Origin of the sequence: Methylobacterium sp. BTF04 (assembly GCF_010692745.1) — a bacterium.
In the GTDB taxonomy this organism is placed as follows: domain Bacteria; phylum Pseudomonadota; class Alphaproteobacteria; order Rhizobiales; family Beijerinckiaceae; genus Methylobacterium.
In genome coordinates this window covers 15109-33052 of the sequence record NZ_JAAHTB010000032.1, presented here as the reverse complement: position 1 = coordinate 33052, position 17944 = coordinate 15109, and the positions used below count along the sequence as shown (strand labels likewise).

General features: G+C 65.5%; 15 protein-coding genes. 8 read left to right on the top strand and 7 right to left on the bottom strand.

Annotated features, from left to right (window positions below):
- Window positions 1–99 precede the first annotated feature (99 nt).
- Entirely contained in the window at window positions 100–2022 is a 1923-nt protein-coding gene (gene dnaG, locus G3T14_RS17230; protein WP_163643767.1) for a DNA primase, read from the bottom strand.
- Window positions 2023–2107: 85 nt separating this feature from the next.
- Entirely contained in the window at window positions 2108–2569 is a 462-nt protein-coding gene (locus G3T14_RS17225) for a GatB/YqeY domain-containing protein (protein ID WP_163643766.1), read from the bottom strand.
- Between the two features lie 197 nt (window positions 2570–2766).
- Here G3T14_RS17225 and carA point away from each other — a divergent pair, with 197 nt between their 5' ends.
- Window positions 2767–3993, top strand: coding sequence for a glutamine-hydrolyzing carbamoyl-phosphate synthase small subunit (gene carA / locus G3T14_RS17220; protein WP_163643765.1), 1227 nt, complete (start codon window positions 2767–2769; stop codon window positions 3991–3993).
- A gap of 27 nt (window positions 3994–4020) precedes the next feature.
- On the opposite strand, the gene G3T14_RS17215 is transcribed toward carA, so the two are convergent.
- Together G3T14_RS17215 and G3T14_RS17210 are read right to left on the bottom strand one after the other, a co-directional pair.
- Entirely contained in the window at window positions 4021–5148 is a 1128-nt protein-coding gene (locus tag G3T14_RS17215) for a LuxR family transcriptional regulator (protein WP_163643764.1), read from the bottom strand.
- A 265-nt stretch (window positions 5149–5413) separates the two neighbouring features.
- A complete protein-coding gene (locus tag G3T14_RS17210) occupies window positions 5414–5656 on the bottom strand; it encodes a hypothetical protein (RefSeq protein WP_163643763.1) in 243 nt (80 codons plus the stop codon).
- A 239-nt stretch (window positions 5657–5895) separates the two neighbouring features.
- Between G3T14_RS17210 and G3T14_RS17205 the strand changes: the two genes are divergently transcribed.
- The 7 genes from G3T14_RS17205 to G3T14_RS17175 all read left to right on the top strand — a co-directional run bounded on the left by G3T14_RS17205 (window position 5896) and on the right by G3T14_RS17175 (window position 14266).
- Window positions 5896–6273: a hypothetical protein gene (locus tag G3T14_RS17205; RefSeq protein ID WP_163643762.1), complete on the top strand. Its 378-nt coding sequence runs from the start codon at window positions 5896–5898 to the stop codon at window positions 6271–6273.
- Window positions 6274–6457: 184 nt separating this feature from the next.
- Window positions 6458–9943, top strand: a complete 3486-nt coding sequence (gene carB / locus G3T14_RS17200; protein ID WP_163643761.1) for a carbamoyl-phosphate synthase large subunit — start codon at window positions 6458–6460, stop codon at window positions 9941–9943.
- Window positions 9944–10069: 126 nt separating this feature from the next.
- Window positions 10070–10546 (top strand): transcription elongation factor GreA, encoded by a 477-nt coding sequence (gene greA / locus G3T14_RS17195; protein WP_348645297.1) that lies wholly within the window; start codon window positions 10070–10072, stop codon window positions 10544–10546.
- A gap of 11 nt (window positions 10547–10557) precedes the next feature.
- Window positions 10558–11073: a hypothetical protein gene (locus G3T14_RS17190; RefSeq protein ID WP_163643759.1), complete on the top strand. Its 516-nt coding sequence runs from the start codon at window positions 10558–10560 to the stop codon at window positions 11071–11073.
- A gap of 34 nt (window positions 11074–11107) precedes the next feature.
- Window positions 11108–12118, top strand: coding sequence for a mitochondrial fission ELM1 family protein (locus G3T14_RS17185; RefSeq protein WP_163643785.1), 1011 nt, complete (start codon window positions 11108–11110; stop codon window positions 12116–12118).
- Between the two features lie 29 nt (window positions 12119–12147).
- Complete coding sequence (gene trxB, locus G3T14_RS17180; protein WP_163643758.1) at window positions 12148–13122, top strand: thioredoxin-disulfide reductase; 975 nt, start codon at window positions 12148–12150, stop codon at window positions 13120–13122.
- Between the two features lie 253 nt (window positions 13123–13375).
- Window positions 13376–14266, top strand: coding sequence for a LysR family transcriptional regulator (locus tag G3T14_RS17175; RefSeq protein WP_163643757.1), 891 nt, complete (start codon window positions 13376–13378; stop codon window positions 14264–14266).
- 21 nt (window positions 14267–14287) lie between these two features.
- Here G3T14_RS17175 and msrP read toward each other — a convergent pair whose 3' ends face one another.
- From msrP to G3T14_RS17160, 3 genes are all read right to left on the bottom strand, one after another.
- A complete protein-coding gene (gene msrP / locus G3T14_RS17170) occupies window positions 14288–15244 on the bottom strand; it encodes a protein-methionine-sulfoxide reductase catalytic subunit MsrP (RefSeq protein ID WP_163643756.1) in 957 nt (318 codons plus the stop codon).
- Window positions 15245–15390: 146 nt separating this feature from the next.
- Window positions 15391–17082: an AMP-binding protein gene (locus G3T14_RS17165; protein ID WP_348645295.1), complete on the bottom strand. Its 1692-nt coding sequence runs from the start codon at window positions 17080–17082 to the stop codon at window positions 15391–15393.
- A gap of 101 nt (window positions 17083–17183) precedes the next feature.
- Complete coding sequence (locus G3T14_RS17160; RefSeq protein ID WP_163643754.1) at window positions 17184–17939, bottom strand: hypothetical protein; 756 nt, start codon at window positions 17937–17939, stop codon at window positions 17184–17186.
- Window positions 17940–17944 lie beyond the last annotated feature (5 nt).

The window sequence follows — 17944 nt, the reverse complement described above, 5'->3', positions numbered from 1 at the left end:
GCGCCCACGTCGATATCAGATCTCGGTATGCAAGCCAGACGCTTGACCGATTGTTAACCATGGGCCGCGTTTCGCGGCCGAATTCCGTTCCGTGATGGACTAGCGCGCCGCCGCTTCGTCTGCGCCCGGCACATCGTCCTCCGAATCCGCTCCCGCGACCACGGCCATACGTTGCTTGACGTCACAGAGCCAAGCAAAGTTGGCTTCCGTCTCATCCTCGACCATGGCACGCTCCGCCAAGCGGAGTTCGCTATTTAGCGCGCCAGACCTCCGGTGCAAGATCACGGCCTGACGCAATGCGTCTTCGAGACGCACGGGATCGGCATGCGCGTCAAGGGTCCATCGGTCCCCGGGCCGCACATGGCTGGCCAGCCGGGCCGCCGCATCGGTTAATCCGGCCCTGGCCAGACGGTTCTCCAACACCTCCACATCCGGCTGCCCCGCATCGGCATGCTGATCGAGCAGCAGAGAGCGCAGGGCCTGCGCATCGGAATCGCCGAGTTCGAGCTCGGCGAGATCCTCGGCCTCGATCCCGAGTAGTTCGGGGTGGATGAGAAGGCTCGATACGATCATCGCCTCGCGATCGCGGTACGGCACCGGTCCCGACGCGCTGGTCTCGCCGGCAAAGAGCGGATTGAACCGGGTGGTGATTCGCGGCGACGGCGGCGGGTCGCCGGGGCGCGGCATGCGCTGGAACGCCGGACGGCTTCCTCCACCGCGTGGCTCGTAGGCGCCGCGCCGACCCTGATTCGCCTGCGGCGAGAGTGAACGCAGCCGTCCTTCGATCTCATCGCGGTAGAACCGCCGCACGGTCTCGTCGCGAATTCCGGCCACCATCTCGCGGATCGTCTTGGCGAGGCCGGCCCGGCGCTCGGGCGTGTCGAGGGCGGCGCCATCGGTGGCACGCGACCACAGCACCTCGACAAGCGGGCGCGCGCCCTCCAGCACCCGGTCGATGGCGCCCTTGCCCTCGGAGCGCAGCAGGTCGTCGGGGTCCTGGCCCTCCGGCAGGATGGCGAAGCGCAGCGACTTGCCGGGCGTCAACCCAGGCAGCGCCACGTCGAGTGCCTTGAAGGCGGCCCGCTGTCCGGCGCCGTCGCCGTCGAAACACAGGATCGGCTCATCGGCATTGCGCCAGAGCAGGGCGATCTGATCCTCGGTGAGCGCCGTACCGAGGCCCGCCACCGCATTGGGGTGGCCGGCCAGCGTCATCGCGATCACATCGACATAGCCCTCGACCGCGATGATCGTGCCACGGTCATGGGCGGCTTTGCGGGCCCCGTGCAGGTTGTAGAGAATTTGGCCCTTGTGGAAGAGCGGCGTCTCCGGCGAGTTCATGTACTTCGCCTTGGCATCCTTCTGCATCGCCCGACCGCCGAAGGCGATGACCCGACCGCGACTGTCGGTGATGGGAAACATCACCCGATCGCGAAACTTGTCGTACGGGACCTTGATGTCGTCGCCGGTCACCAGAAGGCCGAGTTCGGCCATCAGGTCCTTGTCCACGTCCTTCGCGGCGAGATGATCGCGCAGGGCGTAGCGATCGTTGGCGGCATAGCCGATGCGGAACCGGCCTTGAATCTCGGGGCCGAGTTGGCGCCGGTCGAGATATGCGCGCGCCTCGCTGCCGGCGCGGCCCTTGAGCTGATCCTCGAAATAGGCGGCGGCCATCTCCATGACCTCGAAGGCGCCGGCGCGTTTCGTCTCCATCTCGCGCGAATCGGCGGTGGGGGCCGGCAGCGTGACGCCGGCTTCACCCGCCAGCCGCTCGACGGCCTCCGGGAAGCTCAGGCCCTCGGTTTCCATCAGGAAGGTGAAGACGTCACCGTGCTTGCCGGAGGAGAAGCAGTGGTAGAACTGCTTCTGGTCGTTCACATAGAAGGACGGCGTCTTCTCGGAGTTGAACGGCGACAGGCCGCGCCACTCGCGCCCGGCCTTCTTCAGCCGAACGCGCCGTCCCACCACGTCGGAGGCGGGCAGGCGCGCGCGGATCTCTTCGAGGATGTGGGGCGGGTAGCGCACGGGGGAACCGGACTTCTGCGGCCGCCCAGTGTAGCGGACCGCGCTTAAGGAGTCCCAAACGCCGAATGCGGAGGACCGATGCGTCTCACGCCTTGGCGTTCAGCACCTCTTTGACGAGCCCGCTCGCCTTCCCGAAATCCATCCGGCCGGCATAGGCGCCCTTCAGGGCGGCGATGACCTTACCCATGTCCTTGGGGCCGGCGGCCCCGGTCTCGGCCACGGCGGCTTCGATGGCGGTGCGCGTCTCGTCCTCGTCCATCTGCTGCGGCAGGTACGCCGCGATGATCGCGGCCTCGGCGCGCTCGTTCTCGGCGAGCTCCGGGCGGCCGCCCTGGTCATAGACGGTAGCGGATTCGTTGCGCTGCTTGATCATCTTCTGGAGCAGCGCGAAGATGTCTTCCTCGTTGGCCGGCTCCTTGCCGAGGCCGCGGGCCTCGATGTCCTTGTCCTTCAAGGCGGCCTGGATCATCCGGACGGTGGCGAGCTTCGCCTTGTCGCCGGCCTTCATGGCTTCCTTCATCTCGGTGGTGAGACGGGCGCGCAACATGGTGTGACTCCTGAAAAACCGATGAGCGGGGCGGCCTGCGAATTGCTGCGCGAACCTGTGGTTCTTGAGACGTGCCGCCGACAGAGCCACATTGACCCCATCGCGGCCCGCTCGCTATGAGCGCCGCACGACAAGCCACCCGCACGCGCCGTGTCATACGGCGCCGGGATCGGCCGGACATAAGCGAGATCACGCCGATGCTGCAAGATGAAGGCGTCCTGACGCCGCCCGCGTCTCCCGCTCCCTGGGCAGAGCCCGTCGTCACCGCCCTCCTCGTTCTAGCGGATGGCACGGTGCTGGAAGGGTTCGGCATCGGCCAGACCGGCGCCGCCGACGGCGAGGTCTGCTTCAATACGGCGATGACGGGCTATCAGGAGATCCTGACCGACCCGTCCTATGCCGGCCAGATCGTCACCTTCACCTTCCCCCACATCGGCAACACCGGCACCAACGACGAGGATCTCGAGAGCCTCGATGCGGCGCCGGCCTCGGGTGTACGCGGGGCTGTGATCGCGTCGGCGGTGACCAACCCGTCGAACTGGCGCTCGTCGAGCCACCTCGATGCCTGGTTGAAGGCGCGCGGCATCGTCGGCATCACCGGCATCGACACGCGCGCGCTCACCGCGCTGATCCGCGACAACGGCATGCCCAACGCCGTCATCGCCAACGATCCCAGCGGCAACTTCGACCGCGCGGCGCTGACGGCCCGCGCCGCCGCCCTCGCGCCGATGGAGGGGCTCGACCTGGTGCCCCCGGTGACCAGCCGCGCCCATTCCGAATGGTCGCAGACCACCTGGGCGGTGAAGAGCGGCTACGGCTCGCGGGTCTCCGGCGAGGGCTTCAAGGTCGTCGCGATCGATTACGGGGTGAAGCGCAACATCCTGCGGCTCCTGGCGGATGCCGGCTGCGATGTCACCGTGGTGCCCGCGACCACGAGTGCCGCCGACATCCTGGCGATGAAGCCCGATGGCGTGTTCCTCTCCAACGGCCCCGGCGATCCGGCGGCGACGGGCGAATACGCCGTTCCGGTGATCCAGGCGCTGCTCGCCGAGAAGGTCCCGACCTTTGGAATCTGCCTCGGGCACCAGCTGATGGGCCTCGCGCTCGGCGGTCGCACGGTGAAGATGGCCCAGGGCCACCACGGCGCGAACCACCCGGTGAAGGACAAGACCACCGGCAAGGTGGAGATCGTCTCGATGAATCACGGCTTTGCCGTCGATCCGGCGAGCCTGCCCGATACGGCGGTGGAGACCCACATCTCGCTGTTCGACGGTTCGAATTGCGGCCTGACGCTCACCGATCGGCCGGCGTTCTCGGTGCAACACCACCCCGAGGCCTCGCCTGGACCGCGCGACAGCCACTACCTGTTCGAGCGGTTCGTGGCGCTGATGCGCTCGGGAAAGGCCGAGACGGCGGCCAATTGACCACCGGCCTCTCCCTATCGGGAGAGGCTATGCATGGCTGCAGGCTTCGAGGCGCGTCACCAGGATCGCGAGTTCGCTCTGGCGAGAGATGTCGAGCTTGGCGAAAATCGCCCGTAGGTGCACCCTTGCGGTCCCCTCGGCTACGCCGAGAATCCTGGCCGCCTCGCGGGGCGCATGACCGCGGCCGACGAGCATGGCGATCCGTGCCTCGGCACCACTCAGTCCAAGCTGTTCGAGTTGCGGCGTGACCGAGCATGTCGCTCCGCCGAAGAGATCCCGCATCAACAGCAACGCACCGCCATCGCGCGCGCCCGTCCGCGCCGTGGAGGCTGCTTCGGCTGTCAACGGGACCGCCTCGACCAAAACCGGCGGCTTCTCATCCGTGCAGCGCAGGAGAATCGGCGATGCCGCGGCGCGGATCGGCTGGAGCGCGGCAACGATCAGGCGATCGAGCTTGGCTTGCTCGCCACCGACGATCGCCCGCAGGCTCCGGTCGGCCGCCAACCGGAGACAGGGCGCGATCATCCGCTCTGCCAAGGCATTGATCCGGCTGACGCAGCCCTGCCGATCAAGGCTGACCATGCCGAAGCGCATCCGTTCCAATCCGAGTTCCAGATCGGCGACGTCCTGCCGGGCCTTGCGCAGGGTCCTCGCCAGGGTGTGCGCTCGGACGACATGAGGGGCGAGGCATTCGAACTGCGTGATCTGAAGCGCGCTATAATCGCCATCGCGCAGGGAGCGGAACGCCCCGAAGGTGAACAGGGTCTTGTCGACCGGATCCAGCGCCATGTAGCCGGCAAAATCGCCGAGATCGTGCTGGCAGCAGAATTCCTGGAAAAACGGATCGCGGCGGCGCTCGTCGTTCGTCAGGAGATCGCCGTCGCGCGCGACGGCGCCGGGTTTCAAGCCGATCGCCTTCGCTTTGGCGATGCGGGTGTCGAAACGCCACCACGCGGTCTGATAGGCGGCCTGCGCCTCGGCAAGGGATTCGGAATGGATCGTCGAGGCGGTGCGGTTCGGATCGAGCGAGACGATGACGGAGCCCTGTGCTCCCAGGGCTGAACTGAGCGCGGCCAGCACCCGCGGCCAAAGACTTTCGTCGAGTGCCGCAGCGTAGCACAGCTCGATGAGCGGTCCCGGGTCGCACGCGAGCATGATTTCGATCCAGATGGCTGGCCCGACCCCGGGTGAGTATCCTATGAAACTCAGCATCTCCTCTGATTTGTCAATAAAAAAATCTGTTTATATAATACAGAAATCATATTTTCTATCGAAATTATGCATTAGCTGCATTAGCAAAATAATATAGGATAATTCAACGATAATTGATAATTCTATTTCAGTTTTTACCATCGATTATGTGGTCGGGAGAATAATTTGTTTTCACATCTACACCGACCACATTTGTACTTATCAAGAATTAGTTGTGCTGATCGCCGTGATTCGATTCCTGAATTGCGATCGCTGCCAGCGTATTTTGGTCCAACGCCCGACGCCAGGGATTCTCGACAGGCGGCACAGGCAACGGTGCGGTCTGGAGAGACACATAGGCGGCGGCAGGCCTGTGTGCATGGGTTCGGGACTCGCCTGCCGAAGCCGGGGCGAACCCGCCGCAGAGCGCCAGGGCCACGAAGACACTGGCGGAAAGCTTGAATGATTTCATCAGATCTTCCTCCACGAGGTTGGAACGGGAGGAGGATCGATCCGGGACCGCTGTCTGTCATGACTCGGATATGGTAGAGACTAAATGCCTAGGCCGACTGTTACCGGCATCGCATCCCGCGGCTCCGTCACAAAAAACCCGGCATTGGATTGCATCTCCCGCGCCGTTAACGGCCCGCTAACGACGACGTTCGAAGGATCGTCGCCGGGCCAATTCTTCGACGAATGCGGAGTTTCCACATGACGTTCGACGACGCGCGCGACGACTTCTCGCGCCTGCATCGCATCTTCACCTTCCATCTCGGCGTCGCGGTCGGCCTGGCCTGGATGACGGCCCTGTATTCGGCCTGCTATGCGCCCTGGGTGCGCAACATCCGGGCGCTGATCGAGCCGGGCGCCGGTCTCGACCGCGTCGAGAGCACCTGGTCGTTCCTGTTCATCCTCCCCGCGGTGCTCACCATCGCCTGGGTCAGCCTGTACTTCGGCCGCGAGATCCTGCGCCGCAGCCAGACCCTATCGAACGCCGCTATCGAGTTCGCTGCCGCAGCGCTCGTCGCTTTCGGCATCTTCTATCTCTCCATCGATCGTGCGGTGGCGGCTCTCTACGTCGGTCTCTGAGCCAGACTTCGGAAGGACGTCCTGCGCCCTCCCCCACTCTGCGTAGGCCCACTCTTCCAAACCTTGCCGCCTGCGTGTAAGTGCCGAGGTCAACGATAATCCTCGCCACTCCGCGCCCCTTCGCCCGTACCGGCTCCGGTACTTCGCGAGGCCGGGCGCGCGTGCCCGCAAGCCAAGGCGCCCGATGCCGAAACGCACCGACATTTCCACGATCCTGATCATCGGTGCGGGGCCGATCGTCATCGGCCAGGCGTGCGAATTCGATTATTCCGGCACCCAGGCCTGCAAGGCGCTCCGCGAGGAGGGCTACCGGATCGTGCTGGTGAATTCGAACCCGGCCACGATCATGACCGACCCGGACATGGCCGACGCCACCTATGTCGAGCCGATCACCCCGGAGATCGTCACCAAGATCATCGAGAAGGAGCGAAACGTCATTCCCGGCGGCTTCGCGCTGCTGCCGACCATGGGCGGACAGACCGCGCTGAACTGCGCGCTGTCGCTCAAGAAGATGGGCACCCTCGAAAAGTTCGACGTGCAGATGATCGGCGCGACGGCGGAGGCCATCGACAAGGCCGAGGATCGCCATCTGTTTCGCGACGCGATGACGAAGATCGGGCTGGAGACGCCCAAATCCGCAGTGGCCAACGCATCCGCCGCCAAGAAAGCCGATCGCGAGCGCTATCTCGGCGAAATCGCCAAGATGGAGGCCGCCAACCAGGGCGAGTCGCTGAAAACCGCCCTCGCCGCTTTCGAGAAGAAGTGGCATGCGGGCGAATCCGAGCGGCGCAAGCGCTACGGCGAGCACGCCATCGGGCAGGCGCTGATCGCGCTGGCCGAGGTCGGCCTGCCGGCGATCATTCGCCCGTCCTTCACCATGGGCGGCACCGGCGGTGGCATCGCCTACAATCGCGAGGAGTTCCTCGACATCGTCGAGCGCGGCATCGACGCGTCGCCCACCAACGAGGTCCTGATCGAGGAGAGCGTGCTCGGCTGGAAAGAGTACGAGATGGAGGTCGTTCGCGATAAGAACGACAACTGCATCATCGTCTGCTCCATCGAGAACATCGACCCGATGGGCGTCCATACCGGCGATTCCATCACTGTCGCACCGGCGCTGACGCTGACCGACAAGGAATACCAGGTGATGCGCGACGCCTCACTCGCGGTCCTCCGCGAGATCGGCGTCGAGACCGGTGGCTCGAACGTCCAGTTCGCCATCGACCCGGCCACCGGCCGCATGATCGTCATCGAGATGAACCCGCGCGTGTCGCGGTCCTCCGCCCTCGCATCGAAGGCCACGGGCTTCCCCATCGCCAAGGTCGCGGCCAAGCTCGCCGTGGGCTACACCCTCGACGAGATCGCCAACGACATCACCGGCGGCGCGACCCCGGCCTCGTTCGAGCCGTCGATCGACTACGTCGTCACCAAGATCCCGCGCTTCGCCTTCGAGAAATTCCCGGGCGCCGAGCCGACCCTGACCACGGCGATGAAGTCGGTGGGCGAGGCGATGGCGATCGGCCGCTGCTTTGCCGAATCGCTCCAGAAGGCGCTGCGCTCGCTGGAGACCGGTCTCACCGGCCTCGACGACATCGAGATCGAGGGCCTCGGCAAGGGCGACGACCACAACGCGATCAAGGCTGCTCTCGGCACCCCGACCCCCGACCGACTGCTCAAGGTCGGCCAGGCGCTGCGCCTCGGCGTCAGCCATGCCGAGGTCCACGCCTCCTGCAAGATCGACCCGTGGTTCCTCGAGCAGCTTCAAGGCATCATCGACCTCGAGAACCGGGTGAAGGCCCACGGCATCCCGACGACGCCCGGTGCCCTGCGTCAGCTCAAGGCTGCCGGCTTCTCGGATGCCCGCCTCGCCGTTCTGGCGAAGACCGATGAGGATATCGTCCGCGCGAACCGCCGCGCCCTCGGAGTCCGTCCGGTCTTCAAGCGCATCGACACCTGCGCCGCTGAGTTCAAGGCGCCTACGGCCTACATGTACTCGACCTACGTGGCGCCGTTCGCCGGCACCGTGGTCGACGAGGCCCAGCCGACCGATGCGAAGAAGGTGATCATCCTCGGCGGCGGCCCGAACCGGATCGGCCAGGGCATCGAGTTCGACTATTGTTGCTGCCACGCCTGCTTCGCGCTGACGGAAGCCGGCTACGAGACCATCATGGTCAATTGCAACCCGGAGACGGTGTCGACGGATTACGACACCTCCGACCGGCTCTATTTCGAGCCGCTGACGGAGGAGGATGTCCTCGAGATCATCGAGACCGAGCGCCAGGCCGGGACGCTGCACGGCGTCATCGTCCAGTTCGGCGGCCAGACCCCGCTCAAGCTCGCGCGCGCCCTGGAAGCGGCCGGCGTGCCGATCCTCGGCACCTCGCCCGACGCCATCGACCTCGCCGAGGACCGCGATCAGTTTAAGCGCCTCCTCGACAAGCTCGGGATGAAGCAGCCCAAGAACGGCATCGCTTATTCGGTGGAGCAGAGCCGCCTCATCGCGGCCGATCTCGGCCTGCCCTTCGTGGTGCGTCCGAGCTACGTGCTCGGCGGCCGCGCCATGGCGATCATCCGCGACGAGGTGCAGTTCGCCGACTATCTCCTCGACACCCTGCCGAGCCTGATCCCGTCCGACGTGAAGGCGCGTTACCCCAACGACAAGACCGGCCAGATCAACACGGTTCTGGGCAAGAACCCGCTCCTGTTCGACCGCTACCTGTCCGACGCCATCGAGATCGACGTCGATGCGATCTGCGACGGGCACGATGTGTTCATCGCCGGCATCATGGAGCACATCGAGGAGGCGGGCATCCATTCGGGCGATTCGGCTTGCTCGCTGCCCTCGCGCTCGCTCTCGCCTGAGATCATCGACGAGCTGGAGCGGCAGACTAAGGCCATGGCTCTGGCGCTCAAGGTCGGCGGCCTGATGAACGTCCAGTACGCCATCAAGGACGGCGCGATCTACGTGCTGGAGGTGAACCCGCGCGCCTCGCGGACCGTGCCGTTCGTCGCCAAGGTCATCGGCGAGCCCATCGCCAAGATCGCTGCCCGGGTCATGGCCGGCGAGCCCCTGGCGAGCTTCGGCTTGAAGGCGAAAGTGCTCGATCACATCGCCGTCAAGGAAGCGGTGTTCCCGTTCGCGCGCTTTCCCGGCGTCGACGTCTTGCTCGGGCCGGAAATGCGCTCCACCGGCGAGGTCATCGGCCTCGACCGAAGCTTCGGAGTCGCCTTCGCCAAGAGCCAGCTCGGCTCGGGAACGCTGGTGCCCAAGAGCGGATCGGTATTCGTATCGGTGCGTGATGCCGACAAGTCGCGCATCCTGCCGGCGATCCGCACGCTGTCGGAACTCGGCTTCGTCATCGTCGCAACGAGCGGGACGCAGCGCTACCTCACCGAGAACGGCGTGCCCACCGAGCGTGTGAACAAGGTGCTGGAAGGCCGTCCGCACGTGGTCGATTCGATCAAGAACGGCGACATCCAACTGGTGTTCAACACCACCGAGGGCGCCGGCGCTCTGTCCGACTCCCGTTCGCTCCGGCGGGCGGCCCTCTTGCATAAGGTGCCGTATTATACCACCTTGGCTGGGGCGATGGCAGCGGCTGAAGGGATCAAAGCCTATCTCGAAGGCGATCTCGAAGTCCGCGCTCTGCAAGAATACTTCTCGGCCTGAGGCGCCCAACTGCTTTCCGTATCGTACGGGGCAGCGACGCTGAAGTTCCGGCTCATCTAATTTTGGCCCGGAGGGAGCGAAGGTGCTCCTGACCGGGCCTATTCATTGTGGCGCGAGACGATGACCATAGACAAGGTTCCGATGACGGTGCGCGGCTATGCAGCGCTCGAGGCGGAGTTGAAGCATCGCCAGCAGGTGGAGCGTCAACGCATCATCTTGGCGATCTCCGAGGCCCGTGCGCTCGGCGACTTGTCGGAGAACGCCGAATACCACGCTGCCAAGGAGGCGCAGTCCCACAACGAGGGCCGTGTACTCGAGCTCGAGAGCATGATCTCGCGCGCCGAGGTGATCGACGTCACCAAGCTGTCGGGCACCAAGATCAAGTTCGGCGCCACCGTCCGCCTCGTCGACGAGGATACGGACGAAGAGAAGACCTACCAGCTCGTGGGCGAGCCGGAGGCGGATGTGCGTTCGGGTCTCGTCTCGATCACCTCGCCGATCGCACGTGCGCTGATCGGCAAAGGTGTGGGTGACACCGTCGAGGTCACGACGCCGGGTGGCGGCAAGTCCTACGAGGTCGTCGGCGTCCAGTACGGCGTCTGAGTCTTCCGACGATGCGCACCACCGGGCGCCGGACGGTCCTCGGCCTGCTTGTTGGGGTCTTCGCCTTGGCCGGGCCTGCCTTCGCACAGGGGGCCGCACCTTTCGAGGCGGCCCGCCTGTCGGCGATTCGTGTCGACGTGCAGCCGCTGATCGCGCAGGGCAACGGCCTCCAGGCCGAGGCTTTGCGGTCGGACCTGCTGGCGGCGCTCAAGGACGCTTTCGCCGATCGGCTCGGTGACCGCGGCCCGATCCTCGTGGTGCGGATCAAGGGCTTGTCGATGAATCCCTATGTCGGTGGTGGTGGCGGCCGTCACGGCTTCGGTGGCGGGTCTCAGAGCGACTATCTCGACGGTGAGGCCCTGCTCATTGGGGCGCGGGGCGAGGTCCTCGCTCGGCATCCGCAATTGTCCGCCCTGCCCGCGAGCTCCGGCGGCGCGTGGTATGATACCGAATCCGAGCGCCGGCGCGTGACAGCCATCGCCGAACATTATGCGGGATGGCTACGCCGGGCCTTGCCCACCGATTGACGCGAGCGTCTCAATGTCGGCAGCGTCCGCCATGATGTCAGCCTCCGGCGCACCCGTGCCGTCTCCCCCTCTCGATTTGAACCGGGCGACCACCTGGATCGTCACCGACGGCAAGGCCGGCGACGAGAACCAATGCATCGGCCTCGCCGAAGCGCTGGGGTTGCGCTTCGAGACCCGGCATATCGCGCCTCGTCCTCCGTTCGGCTGGATGGCGCCGTGGGGGCCGGTCGATCCGCGTGATCGGCCCGGCCGGAGCGGTGGTGTGCTGTCGGGGCCCTTCCCCGATATTCTGATCGCCTCGGGCCGCCGCTCGGTGCCGTATCTGCGCGCCGTGCGGAAGGCCTCCAACGGGCGGACCTTTACGGCCTTCCTCAAGGACCCGCGCACCGGCCACGACACTGCGAACTTCGTCTGGGTGCCGGACTATGACGATCTGCGCGGTCCCAACGTCTTCACGACGTTGACCGCCCCACACCAGGTTTCCGCGCGACGCCTCGCGGCGGCGCGCGTGCATCCCGATCCGCGTCTCGATGGTCTCGCCTGGCCGCGCATCGCCGTTCTGATCGGCGGCGACAGCCGTCACCTCAGCTACCGTCCCGCGGACATGCGCCGGCTCGTGCGCGACCTCACCAAGCTCGCCGAGGGCGGGTGTTCGCTGATGCTCACCGTGTCCCGACGCACGCCGCAGAACCTGCGCGAGGCGTTGCGCAAGCTGGTGGCGGCGAAGGGCGGATTCTTCTGGGATGGAAGCGGCGAGAATCCCTATATCGCGATGCTGGCCCTGGCCGAATCCATCGTGGTCACATCCGATTCGGCCAACATGGTCGGAGAGGCGGTGAGCACCGGGGCACCGGTGCTGCTGTTCGACCTACCCAAGACCTATATTCGGCACAGACGGCTGTTCGCCGGCTTGGCGATGGCAGGCGCCCTCAAGCCTTTCATCGGCCGACTCGAAGAATTGCACTACCAGCCCCTCGATGCGACGCCGGCCATCGCCGAGGCGATGGCCAGGGCCTACGCAGCGCATCGTGCGCTGTGGTCCTAAAACGTTCAGGCTGACGGAGACGACGTACCATGGCGCACACCCATTCCAAGCTGATCATCATCGGATCTGGGCCGGCCGGCTATACTGCGGCGATCTACGCCGCCCGCGCCATGGTCGAGCCGCTGCTCATTTCCGGCTTCCAGCCGGGCGGCCAGCTCATGATCACCACCGATGTCGAGAACTATCCGGGCTTCGCCGAGGCCATCCAGGGTCCCTGGCTGATGGAGCAGATGCGGGCGCAGGCCGAGCATGTCGGCACCATTATCGTGTCCGAGTACATCACCAAGGTCGACCTCCAGGTTCGCCCGTTCCGGCTCGAGGCCGATTCCGGCGAGACCTACACCTGCGATGCGCTCATCATCGCCACCGGGGCGCAGGCCAAGTGGCTCGGCCTTCCCTCCGAGGCGAAGTTCCAGGGCTTCGGGGTGTCCGCCTGCGCCACCTGCGACGGGTTCTTCTTCCGCGGCAAGGAAGTGGTCGTGGTCGGCGGCGGCAACACCGCGGTGGAGGAGGCGCTCTATCTCGCCAACCTCGCCTCCAAGGTCACTGTCGTCCATCGCCGGGGCGAATTCCGCGCCGAGCGCATCCTGCAGGAGCGCCTGTTCAAGCATCCCAACGTCGAGGTGCTGTGGCACCATGCGGTCGAGGAGATCTGCGGCACTCAGAAGCCGCCATCGGTGACCCACCTGCGTCTCAAGGATGTCCGCTCCGGTGAGATCGTCGAGCGTAAGGCCGACGGCGTGTTCATCGCCATTGGCCACCAGCCGGCGACGGGCATCTTCGAGGGCCAGCTTTCCATGCGGCACGGCGGCTACATCGATACCCAGCCCGGCTCGACCGCCACGGTGATTCCCGGTGTCTATGCCGCCGGCGACGTCACCGACGACATCTACCGCCAGGCGATCACCGCCGCCGGCATGGGGTGCATGGCAGCTCTCGACGCCGAGAAGTACATCGCAGCCCTCGAAGTCGGCGAGACACCTCAGCAGGCGGCGGCGGAATAGCGGAATTTTTGCACAGGGCCGGCATGTTACGCCTTGCCTAGGGCCGCAAGACAATCGCAAGGTCGACCCCGTAACCTAAGCGCTGACGGCATGGGCTGTCGGCGCTTCCCGCATGACACGATCGAACCGCGATACGCGGAGGTCGGGTCCGCCGGACCCGAAACCGGACGGGACGTTTTCGCGAGCATCGCCGAAGCGTCACGTTCTTTCGGGCGACTTGGTCGGCGTCGGGTTGCGTACGGGAGTGGACGCCTTGGACTGGGATAAGATCCGCATCTTCCTCAATGTCGCGGAAGCTGGCAGCTTCACGCGGGCGGGCGATGATATCGGGCTGAGCCAATCGGCGGTGAGCCGTCAGATCAGTGCCCTCGAGCGCGAACTGAAGGCGCCCCTGTTCCACCGCCACGCCCGCGGGCTGATCCTCACCGAACAGGGCGACCTGCTGTTTCGCGCCGCGCGTGACATGAAGCTGAGGCTGGAGAACACCAAAGCACGCCTCGTGGAGACGAGCGAGCGCCCGTCCGGCGACCTCAAGGTGACCACCACGACGGGACTCGGCACCTCATGGCTGTCTCAGCGCGTCGCCGAATTCCTCGATCTCTATCCGGACGTGCGGGTCCAGCTCATCCTCACCAACGAGGAACTCGATCTGGCCATGCGCGAAGCCGACGTGGCGATCCGCATGCGGCGGCCGGCGCAGCCGGACCTGATCCAGCGCCGGCTCTTCACCGTGCATTATCACGCCTTCGCGTCGCAGGATTACGTCAAGCGGTTCGGCGAGCCGAAATCCGTGGCGGATCTCGACAACCACCGTCTGGTTTCGTTCGGCGGCAATGAGCCGTCCTACCTGCTCGCGACGCATTGGCTCGCCACCGTAGGCCGCGAAGGCCTGGAGCGGCGCAACATCCATTTCACCGTCAACAACATCGCCGCCCTGCAGGAGGCGATGGAAACCGGCGCCGGCATCGGCATCCTGCCGGACTATGCGGTGGAAGGGCAGACCGGTCTGGTGCAGGTCATGCGCGACATCGAGATGCCGCACATGGAAAGCTACCTCGTCTACGCCGAAGAGATGCGGACCGTCGCGCGCGTTCAGGCGTTCCGCGATTTCCTCGTGGCGAAGGCGCAGCGCTGGACATACTGACCAGCGCTGCGGTCTCGGGCGTCACACGAACAGCCGCTCTTTCTCCAAGCCCTTGTAGAGCCCCGCCACCTGCTCGCCGTAGCCGTTGTAGATCAGCGTCGGTACACGCTGATCGCTGCCGAGGACGCGCTCCGTCGCCTGGCTCCAGCGCGGATGCGAGACGGCCGGGTTCACATTGGCCCAGAACCCGTACTCGGCCGACTGCAGACCTTCCCAGAAGGTCTTGGGGCGCTCGGCCACGAACGAGACCTTCACGATCGATTTTACCGATTTGAAGCCGTACTTCCACGGCACGACCAGCCGGATCGGTGCGCCGAACTGGTTGGCGAGGGGCTTGCCGTAAACGCCGGTGGCCACGAAAGCGAGATCGTTGGCCGCTTCTTCGAGGGTCAGGCCCTCGACATAGGGCCACGGGTACAGGAACGAGCGCTGGCCCGGCGCCATCGCCTTGTCGAGGAAGGTCTCCATCTGGATGTACTTCGCCCCGGACGCGGGCTTGGCCAGCCCCACGAGCTTCGACAGGGGAAAGCCGGTCCACGGCACCGACATCGACCACGCCTCGACGCAGCGGTGGCGATAGAGCCGCTCCTCCAAGGCCATCTTGCGGATCAGTTCGTCGACGCCGATCTCAAACGGCTTCTCCACGAGGCCGCCGATCTGGATCGTCCAGGGCCGGGTCTTGAGGGCGTTGGCTGCCGGAAGCACCGTCTTGGAGGTGCCAAACTCGTAGAAGTTGTTGTAATCGGCGCTGTACTTCTCCGGCGTCAGGGCACGGTCGAGGGTGTAGGTCTCGTTGCGCTTGGCCGGATACAGGTCGGCAGTGGGATCGGCGGCGGCGTAGGCGCGACCCGGCGCGAGCAGAGACCCGACGGCGAGTCCGGCCGCCCCGCCCAGCAACGCGCGCCGATCGAGGAAGACGCTTTCAGGGGTCGCGAGATGCTCCGGAATCTCCCAGCCGTGCCGACGCTTGATATGCATGTCGTTCTCCTGAACGGGTTCGGTGAAGGACCCGCATCGCGCCGTGACGCCTGTGCTCTGGACATCGTCCGACGCCGATGCGTACGCAAGCCGAGCCGACCTCACCATTCGGCGAGATCCGATGATGGGTTACACCAATCTGACGATCAGGATGCCGGCGGATCGTCGCGCAGCACCCGGCGCAGCACCTTACCGACGTTGGTTTTCGGCAGTGCGTCGTGGAACACCACCCGGCGCGGCACCTTGTAGCCGGTGAGCTGGGAGCGCGCGAAAGTACGAAGGCTATCGGTGGTCATCGCCGCATCCCTACGGACGACATGGGCGACGACCATTTCGCCGGTCTCGTCGCTGCGTGCCCCGACAACGGCGCATTCGAGCACGCCGGGATGTCCGGCGAGAACCTCCTCGATCTCGTTCGGATACACGTTGAACCCGGAGACGAGGATCATGTCCTTCATCCGGTCGACGATACGCACCTGGCCGTCGGGCTCGAAAACCGCGACATCGCCGGTGCGAAAGTAGCCGTCTGCCGTCGTGGCCAGGGCAGTCTCGTCGGGCCTCTGCCAATACCCACGCATCACCTGAGGCCCACGTACGCACAATTCGCCGGACTCGCCGGGTGCGACGTCGTGGCCGTCGAGGCCGCGGATCGCCACCTCCGTCGAGGAGACGGGACAACCGATGGTCCCGCTCCATTCCTTAACGTTTGGCCGGTTCACACAGACCACCGGCGAGGTCTCCGACAGGCCGTATCCCTCCACGATCGGGCTTCCGGTCACCGCCATCCATTTGGCGGCGACGGGCGCCTGCACCGCCATGCCGCCGGCAATGACGAAATCGATGTGACTAAAATTGACCTCTCCTATTTTCGGGTGGTTCACCAAGAGGTTGAACAGCGTGTTGACGCCAGCCAGATGAGTGAAGCGGTTGGCCTTCAGCGTCTTGACGAACCCGTCCGCGTCACGCGGATTCGGGATGAGAAGGCAGCAACCGCCGATCCGCATGAAGAGGAAGAAGCAGCAGGTCAGAGCGAAGATATGGTAGAGCGGTAATGCCGTCACTATCACCCGAGCGGCATGGTTGTCGGCTGTGAGCTGGAACCACGTCTGGCTTTGGACGACGTTGGCCATGATGTTGCGGTGGGTCAGCATCGCGGCCTTGGCGACGCCCGTCGTACCCCCAGTATATTGGAGGAAGGCGAGGTCGCCGGGGTCGATCGTCACGCTCGGCTTGGCGAGTTCCCGGCCCTGGCGCAGCACGGCGGCGAACCGGAAAGTACGATCCGCCGGAAGGCTATGGGGCCGCACCGCCTTCTTCAAATGGCGCGAGGCGAGGTCGATCACACGCCCCTTCAGGCCGAGGCCATCGCCCGGACCGGCGACCACGATACGTTCGAGGCTGAGGTCGGGGAGTGCTTCCGCGACCGTGTGGGCGAAGTTTTCCAACACGAAAAGCGCGCGGGATCCTGAATCGTTGAGCTGGGCGATGAGTTCGCGCGGGGTGTAGAGCGGGTTGACGTTGACTACGACGCAACCGGCGAGCAGCACCCCGAAGATCGCTGCCGGATAGGCCGGGACGTTGGGCATCATGATCGCGATGCGGTCGCCCTTGGCAAAGCCCTGCGCCGCGAGCCACGCGGCGATCGCGCGTGCGGAAGACCCGAGCGCCGCGTAGGCGACCCGGGTGCCGAAGCACTGGATTGCCGGTCGCTCGGAGTAATGCCGCATGCTGTCTTCGAACAGATCGACCAAGGTGCCGAGACCGTCGATGTCGATCTCCGCTGGGATGCCCGGCGGATACGCCGCGAGCCACGGGCGCGCAGCATCCGCCTCTCGCACTGGTCGATCTCGGACCAAGTGATCTCGGACCACGCGATCTTGGACCATTTCGATCCTCCCTTCGATGTGCCGCAGCGGCTTGGTGCCACTTTCGTTCACATCTAAACTATCTTCCCGTATCCCGCCGTCCGGATCAAGTCGGCAGCGTCAGGTTGATCGATGCCGCGCCCGGATGTCGAGCCCGTCGCGGTGAGAATCCAATCGAGACATCCGTGCGGCAGGAACGCCACGAAGACCAAGGCGGCGGCCAGCAGGGCGTCCGTCTCACTGAGCGGCCGGCGCGGCCAGGCGCCGAAGCCGAGCGCGTCGGCAAGTCCAAGCGTGGCGAGGGCGAACCACAGGCTGAGGTAGCGCATCGCGATATGCCCGGTGCCGCGCAGAAGCCTGCGGCGCCACGAATCGTTGGCTACGGGTCGACGTACCACCAGCAAGTTGCCGGCCCCGAATACCAGACCGAACAGAAAGGCTGCCGCAGCCGCTCCGAGCCCATAGGCGATCGCCATCGGCTGCTGGCCGAGGAAGGCGATGCCGCCGGTGGCGAAGGCGCTACGCAGAACGAAGCCGCCGAAGGTCGGATACAGGCTCGCGCCGAGCAGAAGCCCGATCGCGACGGCGCCTCCGAGAAGACGCCGGACGAGGCCGGCCTTGCCGGTCCGGATCATCGCGAAACCGATTCGCGCCAGTCCGTAGACGAGGGCCGCCGCAAAGAGCGGGTAGCGGTCGAGGAAGAAGCCGTAGAACCGCGCTTCGATCAGCGGCGGCAGGACGGTATGCTGGTCGAGCCCCGTCGACCACGCCAGCAGGACCGCCAGAATCGCCACCGCCGCCGGGCCGAAAGCCTGCACGGCGGCGGACACGGCGC